The sequence below is a fragment of the Catenovulum adriaticum genome (assembly GCF_026725475.1).
In the GTDB taxonomy this organism is placed as follows: Bacteria; Pseudomonadota; Gammaproteobacteria; order Enterobacterales; family Alteromonadaceae; genus Catenovulum; species Catenovulum adriaticum.
The window spans coordinates 458,428-474,162 of the sequence record NZ_CP109966.1 but is presented as its reverse complement, the minus strand read 5'-3'; the positions used below and the strand labels follow the sequence as shown (position 1 = coordinate 474,162).

Genomic DNA, 15,735 nt, shown 5'->3' with positions numbered 1-15,735 from the left:
TTCTCATTGGATTAGCAGTGATAATTTAAAGTGTTGTGATGCCCGTAATTTGATATTTGCCGGGTGTTAACTTATCTGAATTTTTAATAAGGTCGCCATTTTTTTTCACTTGTATGTGTTGGGTGTTATCTAGTTGCAACTCAGCTTGGCTATTAGAAGGTACTGTTAAAGTCATCAACAATTGTTTGTTAGTGATTGACCAGTGGACGCTGATATCACCGTTAATGGTGGGCACTTTGCCACTTGCCTGATTGAGTTTTGGGTTAAATTGCGGGGCAACCTTAAATTTGGTAAATCCAGGTGCTTTTAGCTGCACCCCTAATATACCGGTGTAGAACCATTCTGCGATTGCACCGTAAGCGTAATGATTAAGGGAGTTCATAGACGCCTTACTAAAACCCTCTGTGAGCGAGTATGAATTCCAACGTTCCCATGTTGTAGTTGCACCATTGTTGATGGAGTAAAACCAAGATGGGTAGGTTTCGTTAAATAAAATAGTATACATTAGGTCGCTTCTGCCCATTTGTTGAAGAACGGGTGCTAAGAGCGGTGTACCTAAAAAACCAGTGCGTAGGTGGTTGTTTGCATTGTTTATTTCTTCCAGCAAATAGGTTTGTGCGCGTTTGATATCACCTTCATCCGTAAATAGATTAAATGCTAAAGGCAATAAGTAACTGGTTTGGGTAGCGGTTGTTTTTACTTTTGTTTGTTCATCGTAAAACCTAGCTCTAAAGGCTTGTTTGACCTCCTCCAATTGTATTGCGTAGTTTTTGGCGTCATTGTTAAAACCTAGTGCTTTAGCTGCCCGGCTAGCATAATCTAATGATCGGGCATAATAGGCGGTTGAGATCAGTGCGGTTGGTGTATCACCACGATTTACGCGTTCTTTGGCTTGCGTAAAGGGTTGCAGCCAATCGCCAAAGCTGCCCAATGATGAAATATGATTATTTAACTTGGATTGGTGAAATTTAATCCAAGCTTGCATCATTGAATAATTTTCTGACAAGATTTGTTTATCACCCGTTAACTGATATAGCTCCCATGGAATAATAACCGCCGCGTCACCCCAACCAGATGAGGCCCCTTTGGTATGTTTATTTTGTTTGGTGGGAATAAAGTTAGGTACTCGACCATCAGCTGCTTGTTCTTCTCGCACTGTTTGTAACCAAGCGGCCCAAAATCCATATACATCGGCCAGATACATTGAAGGTCTGGCAAATACTTGTGCATCGCCCGTCCAGCCAAGGCGCTCATCTCGTTGTGGGCAATCTGTCGGTATGTCTAAGAAGTTGCTGCGAAGACCCCAAACAATATTGTCAGCGAGTTTATTAAGCTTACCATGTGAACTGTTAAAACTGGCATGCACGTTAAAATCGGAATGCTGTACTAAGCCTTTAACCCAACTTAAATCGGGCTTTTTGGATTGGTCGAAGCCTGAGAGTTCAACATAACGGTAACCATGAAAGGTAAATGAAGGAATATATTTGGTGTCGCCGCTTTTTGCAGGAATGTAATAATCTGTGGCTTTGGCGCTGCGTAAATTCTTGGTATAAAAAATATTTTTATTTAACGCTTCAGCAAAGCGGACCGTTACTTTTTGGTTGGCGATGACTGGAATATTTAACTCGGGAACACCTAACATATTTTGGCCCATATCAAATACCACAACGCCCGGCTGAGGATTGGCTACCTCAACGATTTTTCTAGCTGGCAGCACCAGTTTAGTGGTAGGTGCTGTGTGTCTTTTTGGGGTTAACGCAACTTTTGGATCTAAAGGCTCTTTGATGGCATTATTCCATTGACTTGAATCAAAATCCGCTTGCTTCCAGCCTGGCATTTCGTAGTTTGCATCATAAGTTTCACCATCATAATTACTAGCCGCTCTTATCGGGCCATTTAGAGTAACCTGCCAGCTATCATCGGTTGTAACGATTTTTTTTGCACCATTTACGTACTCTATTTCTAACTGCGCTAACAAGGCTGATGGTTTAACATCTCTTGGTTGAAGGCTCAGAATGCGACCTGTATGCCATCCTTCTGCAACCGTGACAGCTAATGCATTTTGGCCCTTGTTAACCATATCAGTAACATCATAAGTTAAGGTTTCAATTCGTTGTAAATAATCTGTCCAACCCGGTGTCATTACATCATCAGAAATAGTTTGACCATTTATATAAGCTTTAAAAATGCCTTTTGCAGTAATGTAGAGTCGAGCTTGCTTAATTTTGTTTTCGCTAAAAAACGCTTTACGAAGATATTGTGGTCGATACAGTTTATTTTTAAAGGATGCGTTTTTTTTGTTAATCGTGATTGTTTCGCCCGTTTCTGGATGTCTTATCCATTGAGCTTGCCATGCATCATTAGTCAACAAACCTAACTCAAAGCTAGATATTTCACTCCAGTCTGATGCGGTTTTCTGTTCGTCCCAAAATCGAACGCGCCAAAATACTTTCTGGCGAGACGTTAATTGTTTTCCTTGATATTTTATCCACGAATTTTGAGATGATAAAACTTTGTTACTATCCCATAAATCTGCCGTTTTTATATTATTTGGCGAAGTCGAAACTTGGATTTGATAGGCGGTTTGTTTTTCAACCGCAGCTGTTGTTGGCAATTTCCATGAGAAACGAGGTTGCTTTTCATAATAACCAATAGGTTCAACAAAGCCTTCGCCAACGCTTAAATGTAAGGGTTTACTGCCATCTGTAAAACTTTGTATGTTCTGGCAACTGCTGGTCACGAAGACACAAAGTAGTATAAAAATTAAATTAGCTTTATTCATTGGTTACATCTCTTTTTAATTGCACTTGCCCTGAGATTTGATATTCCCCCGGCTGAAGTGCCGTTAAATCACTAATAGCCTTGCCGTTTTTCATTACCTTTAATTCTGTCACTTGAGGCAGCAATAGCTCGGCTTGGCTATTACTTGGCACGAATAAACGCATGGTTAATTGCGTGTTAGTGATTGACCAGCTGGCTTTGATATCGCCGTTAATGGTGGGCACGCTGCCGCTTAAATCGTTAAGACGTTGAGTGAATTGTGGTTCAACTTTGAAGGTTTTAAATCCTGGTTGAGTGGGCTGAATACCTAACATGCCATTGTAAAACCACTGAGCGACTGCACCATAAGCGTAATGGTTTAACGAGTTCATATTAGCTTTGTTATAGCCTTCGGTAAGTGAATAAGAGTTCCAGCGTTCCCAAGTGGTCGTTGCGCCATTGTTTATCGAATAGAACCAAGAAGGGTAAGTTTCTTTTAGCAGAATGTCGTACATCACATCGCTATGACCATAGCGTTGTAAAACTTGATAAAGCATCGGGGTGCCTAAAAAGCCTGTTCTTAAGTGCCTGTCACTTTGCTCAAGCATTGCCAATAGTTTTTTGACCGCGACTTGCTGCTCTGACTCGTTAAATAAATTAAATGATAGCGGTAATAAATAACTGGTTTGAGTCGTTTTGAGTGTGATTTTGCTTTGTTTGGGTTGTTTTAAACGTTTGCCTTTTTCACGTTTAATGGTTTTTATCGCAGTGCTTACAACATTTAAATTGTCATCAAAAAAGTAATCTCTAAATTTAATTTTAATGTTATTAAATAAACGTTCGTATTGCTGCGCGTCGCTTTTGTAGCCTAATAAACGGGCCGTTTTTGCCGCAATATCAACTGAGCGAGCATAGTATGCGGTCGCAATTAAATCTGGATGTGTATCGCCTTTCGCGCGTCCGTTTTCAGAGTAAGGTTGGAGCCAATCCCCGTAAGTTCCTATGTTGGATATATGCTCAAAGCTGTGAAATTCAGTATATTCCAGCCAGCGCTTCATCATGTTATAGTTTTCGCGCAGCACGTTTATGTCGCCGGTATATTGGTACAACTCCCAAGGCACTATCGTGGCCGCATCACCCCACGCGGCGGCGGTTCCGTCGGTTAAAAAAGGTCTGAACGGCACAAATTTTGGGATCATACCGTCAATGCTTTGCTCTTCACGAACACTTTCTAACCACGCTGCCCAAAAAGCATATACATCGGCTTTATACATTGAGGTACTAACAAATACTTGCGCATCGCCTGTCCAACCAAGGCGTTCATCGCGCTGAGGACAATCGGTTGGTATGTCTAAAAAATTACCACGTAAGCCCCACGAAACATTGCTGGATAATTTATTGAGTTTGTTATGATTACTGCTGAAGTTGTCATAAACGTCAAAGTCAGAATGAATCACTTTACCGGTTAACCAATTTAGATCAGGTTTAAATGCCGTGTCGTAGCCACTAATTTCAACAAAGCGGTAACCGTGAAACGTAAAAGTTGGACGATAGGTTATTTCACCGTCTTGTTTAGGTGTATATAAGTCAATATTTTTGGCGGAGCGAAGATTTTTAACATAGAATTTATCCTGCTCTAAAGCTTCAGAAAAGCGCAGTTTGATGGTTTGGCCTTGTTTAGCCGGCACTGTTATTTCAGGTACACCAACCATATTTTGACCCATGTCAAAAATGGCGACTCCGTTTTTAACACTCACAATATCAACAGTCGGAAGCGTTACTGTCGCTCTGGGCGCGCTATGGCGTTTAGGTTTTAATTTTACCTCTGGATCAATTGGCTCTGCATAAACCTTTGCCCAGTTTTTTGCGTCAAAAGAAGCGGCATTCCAATTGGGCATTTCAAAATTAGCGTCATAGGTTTCGCCATCGTAATTACCTGCTTCACGAATTGGACCTTGGTTAGTCGATTTCCATTGGTTATTGGTAGCAATAACTTGTTGAGTGCCATCTTTAAAAGTCACTTCTAACTGCGCTAATAAACGCATTGGTTTTACATGTTCTTGCTGGGTTGGATGAAAAATACGACCTGTATGCCAACCTTCCGCTAGTGTGGCGGCAATGGCATTCTCGCCCTGAGTTACATAATCACTGACATCATAAGTTAGGGTTTCAATGCGTTTGTGATAAGGCGTCCAGCCTGGTGTCATTACATCCTCGCTGATTGCAGAGCCGTTGATATAGGGTTTAAATACCCCTTTTGCGGTAACATATAAACGCGCTTTTTTTATCGGCTTATTCAAGTTGAAATTGGTGCGTAAATACTGAGGTCGATACAAAATGTGATCGACTGCGGGCATGCCATTAAAACTAGGATTAGTATAACGTTCGTTAGTATCAGGGTGACCCACCCATTTCGCTTGCCAGTCATTATTATTGAGCAAGCCTAATTCAATAAATTGAGTTTCACTCCAGTTTGAGACGTGTTGATTTTGCCCCCAAGTTCTCACTCGCCAATAAACCCGTTGGCGAGACTCAAGTGCTTTACCTTGATAACCAACCCAAGCATTGTCATCTGAATTCACCTTGCCGCTATCCCAAATGAGACTAGATTTAGAAAAATCAGCCGAACTTGCAACCTGTATTTGGTAACTGGTTTGTTGTTTTTGGGTTGAAGCGGGTGGTAATTGCCAGCTAAATCGAGGTTTGGATTCGTAGTAACCGATAGGGTTAACAAACCCTTCGCCTACTTTTAATTTAATAGGTGAACTTATTTTGTTGTTTTCGTTTTTTTTATTTTTTATTAAAGCGTTATCAGTACAAGCTATTAAACATAAGCTGACACAGATCGATAAAATAATTTTTTTCATTTGATCACTTTTATTTTTAGTTAAAAATACAGGCTTACTATCAGGAATAGGCATTAACCGTACTAATTGATACCCCTAATCATTAAAAAACGTAATATATAAAACGATTGGATTATTAGATTTACTTTGAAGTCTGTAGGTGGGGTGGCTCAACACTTGCAATTTTGCAATTAAAGGATCTTATTAATTTTTTCAAGCTGACAGTGCATATAGCAATTAATAAGTCACGGCAGCTAGTTTTTTTGTCTACCTCTAGTGGATTTAATGAATATGTCTGCCTCTATGTTATTAATGGATGCAGGCAGCACTCAGGCTTGTCTAAAGTAGGAATTCTGAATATTAGCGATTAGCGTAAGCTACTGAGGTGAGGCATGTAAAACGTCTTTACGCTGTATTAAAGTCATTTCTATTTTTGACATGGTTTTATCTCTAAGTGGATAAAACACCATGATGACAATTTTTGGAAATGGCTAAAATAAATGACAGCTACCTATAAAAATAGGATATATATTAAGTGGTTATATACTCAATGGAAATATATAGAAGTCGTATACGAGATTATTAGGCTCACCCATATAATTTTATGAGAGGGAGAGACCGTATGCCCCACCCAGTTTAAGATTAGCTATTCCAGCCTTTTCGGATTCGTGAATAGCGATATCGCCATACACACAAAGCAAAAATGATAAATGCAGCGTCAATAACCAGTGAATTCAACACCAATACGTTCGGGTAATGTACAGTAAAGTGTGTAATCGCTAATACTATCAATAGCGTCGCCAAGCAGTTTAAGAGTATTAGGTGGGTTTTCATTAACACTTTTTGCATTAATGAACCTATCAGTATTGCAACTAGTATCAGCCAGAAAATAGGCTTTGTCGGTAAGGCGAAAGTTAGCTCTAGCAACGCAGCGCAAATAAATGCGATTGGTGTGCCCCAAACAAAACCAAGCCAAAGTTGATTCAGTGCATCTTGCCTTGAACGCTTTGCTAGCCATAGATTAATGCCCGTAACTGAAATAATCGTTAAGGCAAATCCCATTAAGCCAAAAAATATTTTCATCGCTTCGGGACCAAAGTGACCGAAATGTAAGCGATATACAGAGAATATAGCTTGTTGACCTGCTTCTCCATCAGAGTAGCCAACTTTATCTATGTATTGTCCGTGTGCATCAAAACGGTATTGTTCTGAGTAGATAAGCTTATCTAAATGTTGCGAACCAAGTAGTATGTATTGGTTATCTTTTGTTGCGTTTTCAAGCGTAACAAATATAGGTTGTGTATTTGGCTCCATCTTTTTTATTTCGGTCAATGCTTTTGCAATATTCGCTATTGCTGGTTGGTGCTCAACTTGAATCGAAGCGCCATAAATATCGGCAAATAGGTCGAGTTCTTTTCCCTCATATAATGTATCAGCATAAATTGCGGTCAAAAATGATGCCAAACCAAAATATACACCGGTCAACGCTATCATGAGATGAAACGGTATCCCCCACACGCTCATTCGGTTGTGCAAATCACCTTGTGTGAGCTGCTCATTATTTCCGGTACGTAAACGAAAGGCATCTTTAAAAATACGTCTGTGAGCAATGATACCTGAGATAATTAATGCACTTAAAATTGCACCTAACATGCTTACAATTATCATGCCGATATCCTCGGGTAGATGCAAAGCGACATGTAGATCAACAATAAGGTCTGTAATGGGAGTGCTTGAAGGCTCACTGAGTTCACCGGTAGGTGAAATGTTCCAACGCTCTCCATCTGCACTAATTCCAGCTCGTGGCAAATCGTGGGTTGGTAAACGAATAACGATATTACCCTGTGTTTGCCCGTCCTTCATGGCGAGGAAGTGCTCATAGGCAGTTTGTATACTGTTAGGAGTATAATTGAGGTTATCGGCAATGTGAGGTTGTTCCCAACGTAATAATTCCTGCGAAAAAACCGATAATGTGCCTGAAAAGCAAACCCAATACATTAATACACTCACGGCTAAGCCTAACCATGCGTGACTTTTTAAAGCGCTTTTATTGGCGCTTGGAGAAATAGAAATATTCATTTTACCCACTATAAAGTATGAGGTAGCTCAAAGCGCTAAGCATAATTAGCACGCGAATAGGACGCCATAACTTTTTATCTGCACATAGCCAATATGCACCGCAGCCCCATAAAATAGGCATAGTATAAATCCCTAATGCGATTTGATTGACTTTACTTAAGCTCAAAGATGTCGTCCATACCACGGTTACTAACATGGCACATATTGCACTTAAGAATAGACAACCGATCAATTTGATAAAGGCATTAAATACAGTAGGCGCAGACGGTTTACTCAAGCCCGATATATACGGCAAGTCGGCACGCTTAACGTGTTTATTAATTCGTTGACGCGCGAGGTATATCCAGGTCCACGCTTGTAAAGAAAAGGCGATAACAGCGTAACAAGTGCCTAATTCAAATCCGTATTGTGTAACCCAAAAGTTTAAACTCATATACATTAATAGTAATGCTGAGAGTTTAGCTAAACGTTTAAAGGCGACATGTGTGCTTTGCCATGCTCGGTAAAACAAACCTATCGCCAACGTGCTGCCCAAAAAAGCAGCGATAGACAACAACATAAATTTCCTTATTAGAAACTAAATGATGCAGATAATTTAAAGGTACGAGGCTCGCTTAATACAAGATAATTTGAACCAGGATAACCACCCACTGATGCCCAATAGTCATTGTCAAAGAGATTATCGACACGCGCTCGAATGGTAATATCAGTCAGGCCAACTAATAAGTTATAACGAGCCCCTAAATCAAAGCGGTTTGAGGCATCAACCTTAAGGTTGTTGTCGGCACTTGCATATTGCTCGGCTGTGTATGCCGCACGTGCATCTAGGGTTAATCCCGGCAGGGCGTTAACATCCCACTCAAGGTTAATGTTTGCTTGTAAATCTGGTACGCCAATCGCTGTTTTACCATCTAAAATGCCATCTTGCGTTTTCGTCATTTCTGCATCAAGCCAAGTAAACCCACCTAAAATACGTAAGCTATCAGTTGGCATACCAAATACACTTAACTCAATGCCTTGGTTTTGTTGTTCGGCATCAGTACTGAAAATATTGTTTTTGACAATAGATGTTTGTTTGGAAGTATTAAAAATACTTAATGAGCCACCATATTGGCCTGCATCATACTTTAGTCCAACTTCAATTTGCTCAGCACGATATGGTTCAAAAGCTTCACCTGCATTTTCAATTGCTTCACCGCCACTTGTTGTCGGAGCAACTTCTCCGGGTAACAAGCCTTCAATATAGTTAGCATAATAAGAAAGCTGCTCTGATGATTTATAAACAACACCCGCAACTGGTGTAAATTGAGATTCATCGTAACTTGATAATTCATCACCAGTATTGTAGTCATATGTGCGGGTCTCAATATTTTGTGCTCGGCCTCCTAGCGTTACTAATATTTTCCCGTCATTGAATGACATCATGTCAGCAAGTGCAAAACTTGAAAGATCGGTTTTTTCGGTTACTAATGGGTTATCTAGTTCGCCGCCAATAAAAAAGTCTGCATCAGGTATTGTTGCAGTTTCAGGGCTATAAATATTGCCAGTAAAACCGGCAAAGTCAGAAAACGCATAAGCATTTTCTGATTCTAACGAAAAGACAGATGCGGACGTTATAACTGTGTGTCCAACTGCACCAGTTTTAAACTCAATATTCACGCCAACTTCACCAGATTGAATATCATCATTTCTAACATTATCAAAACGATAAGCCGAAAAATCCCCATTTTCTTGAGCATTCCTAGGGTTGGCAAAAATGTTGTCTTCTTCACCTGTTCTGAATCCGTACGCAGCCCAAGCTGTAACGTTATCTGTAAAATCATATTCCCCGCGCACTGCACCAAAAAATTGACGTTCATTGGTGTAAGTCCATTCTTGGGCAAAGTTTGTATCGCTTTGTGGTGGTTCAGGGATACTGTCAGCAGGTGTTACTGTTGGGCGAGGCGCATCAACTTGATGATCTTGAAACCCTAAATCAAGAGATACTCGGAAATGGTCACTTTGATGATCAACACCAACAGAAGCAACGCTCAATTCACGGTCTTGATTATCAATATTCGTTTCGCCACGCCGTTGAACAAGGTTGGCACGTATACCTGTACTATTGTTATCGTCACCAAAACGGCGGCTAATATCTGCTGCGCCATATAAGTGACCTTGTGATTCATAGCCAAGCGTAATACGGTTAAGCGGTTCATCACCCGCACGTTTTGGTACGATATTAACGGAACCGCCTAAGCCGCTGCCTCCTGGTGCTGCACCATTTAAAAAAGCACTTGCGCCACGAAAGACTTCGACGCGTTCTAGTAACTCCGCCGCGACATACTGACGGGGTAAAATGCCATATAAGCCATTGTAAGTCATATCATCAGAATACACAGGAAAGCCGCGCATTATATATAGCTCTTGAAAATTACCAAAGCCTTTTGCAACACGTACAACAGGATCATTTTGTAGTACGTCCGCGACACTTTTAGCCTGCTGCTCACGAATGAGTTCAGCCGTAAAGTTTGTACTATTAAAAGGCGAATCCATCATATCAAGGTTGCCTAAAATACCAGCACGACCGCCTCGAGATACTTGTCCTCCGGGGAAACTGTCACGCAAATCGACTTGTGAACCATTAATCGTAATATGCTCAATATCTTTGTTGTTATTTGTACTACTTTGTTCTGTTTGGGCATATGTTGGCGCACTCACACACGCAACATTGACCATTACGGCTAACGCACTTTTACGTAAATTCATTCAGGATTCCAAGGTTGGTAAAATACAATATCACTAATGATAACTATTTTTATTTCTACCTTCAATAATGAAAGTTATAATAAATGATAGTGTTAATTCAACCAACTCCCAATATGTGTCTTTTGGAACATTCGTTCTGTGGCTTTTGGGTTGGTCGCTACGTTAGCAGCATTTTCATTTACTTTTGACAGTGAATTATCGCTAGATCGCCATTTATAGCCTTTGTATTTGCCCTGCATAAAGCGGGCTGAAGCCCGAGCTAACGTTAACCATGACACATCATGATTTTTTTATAATGTTAGGCTTTCCAGTAGCCAGAAGCGTAAGTTTGCTTGTTTGAATAGCCGGGCATATCTTTAACATACTTTTTAATGGCTTTTACTTGCCTGATTTCTGCGGCGATAAATATGGCTGGCTCGCCTGATAACCAGTAGGTATTTTGTACTGCCGTCAGTAGCGCATTTTTAGTTAAATCTGGGTTTATCACCCAGTTTATATTGACGCCCTCGGGGCAATTAATAATTTGCTTATCTTGTTCGGTTGGAACCTGCAAAAATGCTGTGCCTTTAGCATTTTTAGGTAGTTTTTCTAGTACGGCGGCCGCTGCTGGCAAACCTGTGAGATCGGCAACTAATAAATGCCAATCAGCATCATAATTTGTGTGTTTTGTATCGCCAGGGCCAGCAACCCCTAAATAATCTCCTAGCTGTGCATTTTTTGCCCAATCGGTGCCTAAACCTTGATGATCATTAACAGCAAAATCAACGGTTAGTGCCTTGGTTTGTTTGTTAAAGGCGCGTACTGTGTATGAACGTATCCATTTTTTAAAACCTAGATATATGCCTAGTTTGGGTTTTGTTTGACCTGGCTGTGGAAAAATAGCTTTAAAATGCGCGCTTTCTTGATCAAGTGGAAAATCATGTAAATCTTCACCAGTCAAAGTGATACGGCGCATATGTGGCCCTAAGTCTTCTATTTTTGCAACTTGTGTCATTCGCATTTTCATATAAGTTCTCTCGGATGTTAGCTATTCATAAAGTTTTGCAGCTTGGGCTTAATAACCAGTGTCATAAAAATTGCGATCACCAAACCAAATGGCAATGCAGCAATAAAGTTTTGGCTCCAATGCGTTGTAAACTGATTGGCATTACTAAAGCCCAGATGATTAATGGTTGTGGTAGCAGCCATTGCGGATTCCATTACGACGGCCATAATAGTGCCAGTAAGCAGTTTTTGAGCCAGTTCTGAAGTACCAGATAGCAGTTTTTGGATTAATTTGCTAACCAAATTCATTACGAGTATGCCAATAGGCAGAGCTACTAAACCAGCAAAAATAAAAGCCGATGCCCATTGGAACAAAAAACTTTCGCTAACGTCTCTGTTTGCAAAACTCATAATGCCGGTAAGGGAACCACAAATGGTAGTCATAATGAGTGCGATAATGGCTACTTTTTGATAAATAGGGCGGCTTTCGGCATTTGACCGTTCGGCAACCGAAGGGGTAATTATTGTCATATATGCTCCTGACTATTGCAATTTTCAAATTATAGTTGATAATGTCTACTATAATGCATAATGGTTGACTATGTCAACTACTTTATAAAGGAGTTACCTGTGGCAGATATTGGTGCGGTAGAAACGATACGTTGTTTGGCTCATGCCGTTAAAAGACAACTGGCTATCCAGCTAGAGGTTGAAGCATTAGGGTTGGTGCCGATGCAAGTGAGGGTGATGAAGATAATTCATAAACGTTCGCCTTGCACTGCTTTGGATATAGCTAGCTTTATGCAACGGGATAAGGCTCAGATCACGCGTTTAATTAGTGGTTTAATCGATCAAGGTTTGATCAAAAAAGTCCCAAACCCTGAAGATAAAAGAAGTCAGTTTTTATTGTTAACTCAAGAGGGCGAAAGAATACAAGCAAGTTTATCTAAAATTAGTCGACGAGCTGAACAATCTATGACTAAAGGAATAGCCGAGGAAGATATTAAAGCCTTCTACGCTACAACGCAAAAAATGCTTAAAAATTTAGAAGAGAATCAGTGATTTGCTTTAATGGGTAATAATATAAAGCAGCTCTAATTTCTGCTATTGTTTTTATCTGAGTTTTTCGGTGTAAACCAAATTAAATAATGGCGACCACAAAATGTGATCGCCATTAGGTTTTAGCATAACTGCGGTCGATAACGTGCAAATTGATGAACTATAACTATTAGCCATTACAATAACGCACTGGCGCTTAACGAGCTAATTGTGGTTATTATTTGCACTTTCTGGCAAAATTTAATTCAAATATTTATTTAACAATATATTTTTCACGAGCGTTAGCTTGTGCGCGATCGTCCTTATTTAGTTGTTCATAAAATGCTTGAACTGCGCTTTTATATTCATTCGATTGACGCAAAATGTTTTCTTTGTTGTTTTTATTCCACTCGTTCCAAAGTTTGGCTAATTCAGCTTGTTTTTGTGGGTATTTATCCACCGCATTTACTTGTTCGGTTGGGTCATTAACCATATCAAAATATGCACGGCCAACGCCTGGTAAACCTTGCTGCATATATTTACCTGTCATTGTGCGAACGGCCCATATGTTGTCAGCTTCTTCTAAACGCCAAAACAAGGCTTTGTGTGGCGTACCAGTTTTGCGTTTTGTCATGTATGGTTCTAAGTTAACGCCATCAAGCAAACCATCTGATGAATCGGCTTTAGCCAGTGCGACTGAAGTAGCTGCAATATCCAATGCAGATACAAGGCCATCAAATTTAAAGCCTTTTTTGATTTTATTTGGCCAATGTGCGATAAACGGAACATGTACGCCACCTTCCATTAATGCGACTTTGCCATGGCGAAAGGGTGAGTTATCAGCCCAGTCAAATTGCGGCCACCAAGTGTCTGGATATAAACCTCCGTTGTCAGATAAAAAGAATATTAGGGTGTTTTCGTACTTGCCTTTTTCTTTTAATGCATCAACAACCATGCCTATGCCTTGATCCATTTCATCCACCATGGCGGCATAAATTTGGCGATTTTTGTTTTTGATATGTTTATATTTATTAATGGTTTCTTGCGGCGCTTGTAATGGCGCATGTGGCGCGTTGTAAGAGAGATACATCATAAAGGGTTCATCGGTGCTGCGTTTAATGTATTTGGCTGCGTCACGGCTTAAGGCTGTCGTTAAGTACTCGTCAAATTCAGCTGGTAAATTATTGCGCATAATAGGCAGCCAATAACCATCAGGGCTGCCTACATGTACTTGGCCTGGCATGTACATGTGGCCGCCATCTAAAAAGCCATAAAAGTAATCAAAGCCTTGTTTATTAGGTTGAAACTTTGGCGCACCACCTAAGTGCCACTTACCAAAAACCGCTGTGTTATAACCCACTTTTTGCAAACGTTCAGCAAAGGTTAGTTCCTCGGTCGGTAAGCCCATGTGCGGATCATAGGGGGTGTATGACACATTATTTTCCATCCCAAAGCGAGCTTGATAACGGCCGGTTAGTAAACCGGCGCGAGATGGGCCACAATATGGATGAGTTGCATATCCGTTTTCGAACGTTATGCCTTGTTCAGCTAATTCATTTAACCTTGGGGTTTTGATTTGCGTTGATCCATTGGTAAAGCCAACATCGTTATAGCCTAGGTCGTCTGCTAAAATGACGATAATGTTTGGTCTATCATCGGCCATAGAAGTAAAGCTCAAACAAAGTCCTAGTAAGACGAAACTGTGCATCAAAATAGATGATATTTTGCATTTGGCAAAACTGAATGGTCGACCTAAAAATAAGTTAAATAATTTCATAATAAAATTCCCAAGACTTCTCATGTGTAAATAGGGTTGTTAATTTAATCTGGTTGATGATCGCGAAACTTATCCATTCTATCCATCGCCGCGCCTTCAAATTTGCGTTTTAACTGCCACAATGGGCGTTCTAATGTGAGTTCCCAGTCAAATAATTTTTTGTAAAGTTGTTTAACTATTTTTGGTTGTTGATGGGCAAGATTAACTTGCTCAGCTTCATCGTTAGCTAAGTTGTATAACTCGGGTGGGCGATCAGGAAAGCGTAAAAGTTTCCAATCCATATCTCGGATTGCCGCGCGGTTTTCTTTTTTCCAATACAGTGTCTTGTGCGGACGAGCTTGAGCTTTCTTTTGTGTTGGTGCTTTTAAGTAGGGTATTAGATTGACGCCATCTAAGTGAGCAAACTCAGATAAATTGGCGCCTGCGACACTTAAAAACGTTGGCATTAAATCGAGTGTACTGACCGGATATTCAAAACGGGTATTAGCACTTAATTTTTCAGGCCAACGCATTAGCATGGGCACACGGATTCCCCCCTCTAGGTGATTGGCTTTGGTACCACTTAGCGGATAATTATTAGAATTGTTCTGATCAGTTGGTCCGCCATTGTCATTCACAAATACCACTAAGGTATTGTCGGCAATGTTTAGTTGCTTAAGCTTATTGAATAATAATCCCAGTTGTTGATCCATGTTTAGGTTCATCGCTGCGAGTATTTTGCGTGTGCCTGACAAATTTGGAAATTGAGCCAAGTCTTCAGGTTTCGCTTGCATAGGGGCGTGAACTGCTGAAAACGACAATACCGCAAAAAACGGTTGCTTAGTTTGCACAGCGTTGGTAATAAATTGACTAGTATCTGCAACAAGTGCCTCGGTTAAGTAGCCTTTATGCTCTTTAAAGTTTTTGAAACCCAGTTCCATGCGCTCGTTCTGACGGCTATTAAGCTCGTTTTTATCGTAAGCATAATAACTGCGGGAACCGGTTCTAAAACCATAAAAGTGATCAAAACCTCGGCGCATTGGATGATATTTATCATGGTCGCCTAAATGCCATTTACCGGTCAAACCTGTGGTATAACCTAGTTGTTTTAAATGGTCAGCCACAGTTAACTCAGACAAAGGCAAACCCATTTCGTCGCCAGTTAAGCCCGACTCACTCATATAGCCGGGTACATTATTTTCTTCAAAACCAAACCTTTGCTGGTATTTGCCTGTAAATAGCCCCGCGCGCGACGGGCCACAAACTGCTGCGGTGACATAAGCTTGTTTAAACAACATGCCTTGTTTAGCAAGCTTATCTAAATTAGGTGTTTTCATGGTTTTACTACCATGAAAGCCAAAATCGTGATAACCCGCATCATCTGAAATGATTAATAAAATGTTGGGCTGTTGAGCTGCATTTATTTTAGGTATAAATGTTAATTGTAAACAAATTAAAATGAGGTATAACTTGGTTTTAGATGATAATAAATTCATGGGTTATTTTCTCAGTGCTAATTAATAT

The 15,735-nt window shown here is 40.3% G+C and carries 10 protein-coding genes; 1 reads left to right on the top strand and 9 read right to left on the bottom strand.

What is annotated here, in order from left to right; all coding sequences use genetic code 11:
* Positions 1-25 precede the first annotated feature (25 nt).
* From OLW01_RS15455 to OLW01_RS15425, 7 genes are all read right to left on the bottom strand, one after another.
* A complete protein-coding gene (locus tag OLW01_RS15455) occupies positions 26-2,782 on the bottom strand; it encodes an alpha-L-rhamnosidase (RefSeq protein ID WP_268076425.1) in 2,757 nt (918 codons plus the stop codon).
* The gene (locus tag OLW01_RS15450; RefSeq protein WP_268076423.1) at positions 2,775-5,627 is read right to left on the bottom strand and encodes an alpha-L-rhamnosidase; all 2,853 of its coding nucleotides are present in this window, start codon (positions 5,625-5,627) and stop codon (positions 2,775-2,777) included. The genes OLW01_RS15455 and OLW01_RS15450 overlap by 8 nt, the downstream gene beginning before the upstream one ends.
* A 621-nt stretch (positions 5,628-6,248) precedes the next feature.
* The gene (locus tag OLW01_RS15445) at positions 6,249-7,685 is read right to left on the bottom strand and encodes a PepSY-associated TM helix domain-containing protein (protein WP_268076421.1); all 1,437 of its coding nucleotides are present in this window, start codon (positions 7,683-7,685) and stop codon (positions 6,249-6,251) included.
* A gap of 1 nt (position 7,686) precedes the next feature.
* Positions 7,687-8,244: a hypothetical protein gene (locus OLW01_RS15440; RefSeq protein ID WP_268076420.1), complete on the bottom strand. Its 558-nt coding sequence runs from the start codon at positions 8,242-8,244 to the stop codon at positions 7,687-7,689.
* An 11-nt stretch (positions 8,245-8,255) separates the two neighbouring features.
* Complete coding sequence (locus tag OLW01_RS15435) at positions 8,256-10,433, bottom strand: TonB-dependent receptor (protein WP_268076419.1); 2,178 nt, start codon at positions 10,431-10,433, stop codon at positions 8,256-8,258.
* Between the two features lie 298 nt (positions 10,434-10,731).
* On the bottom strand, positions 10,732-11,439 hold the full coding sequence (locus tag OLW01_RS15430) for a siderophore-interacting protein (RefSeq protein ID WP_268076418.1): 708 nt from the start codon (positions 11,437-11,439) through the stop codon (positions 10,732-10,734).
* Positions 11,440-11,456: 17 nt separating this feature from the next.
* Positions 11,457-11,948 (bottom strand): DUF2798 domain-containing protein, encoded by a 492-nt coding sequence (locus OLW01_RS15425; protein ID WP_268076416.1) that lies wholly within the window; start codon positions 11,946-11,948, stop codon positions 11,457-11,459.
* Positions 11,949-12,047: 99 nt separating this feature from the next.
* Here OLW01_RS15425 and OLW01_RS15420 point away from each other — a divergent pair, with 99 nt between their 5' ends.
* A complete protein-coding gene (locus tag OLW01_RS15420) occupies positions 12,048-12,479 on the top strand; it encodes a MarR family winged helix-turn-helix transcriptional regulator (protein ID WP_268076414.1) in 432 nt (143 codons plus the stop codon).
* 250 nt (positions 12,480-12,729) lie between these two features.
* Here the strand turns inward: OLW01_RS15420 and OLW01_RS15415 are convergent, their stop codons facing one another.
* Together OLW01_RS15415 and OLW01_RS15410 are read right to left on the bottom strand one after the other, a co-directional pair.
* Positions 12,730-14,232 (bottom strand): sulfatase-like hydrolase/transferase, encoded by a 1,503-nt coding sequence (locus OLW01_RS15415; RefSeq protein ID WP_428980195.1) that lies wholly within the window; start codon positions 14,230-14,232, stop codon positions 12,730-12,732.
* A gap of 44 nt (positions 14,233-14,276) precedes the next feature.
* Entirely contained in the window at positions 14,277-15,707 is a 1,431-nt protein-coding gene (locus OLW01_RS15410; protein ID WP_268076413.1) for a sulfatase-like hydrolase/transferase, read from the bottom strand.
* Positions 15,708-15,735 lie beyond the last annotated feature (28 nt).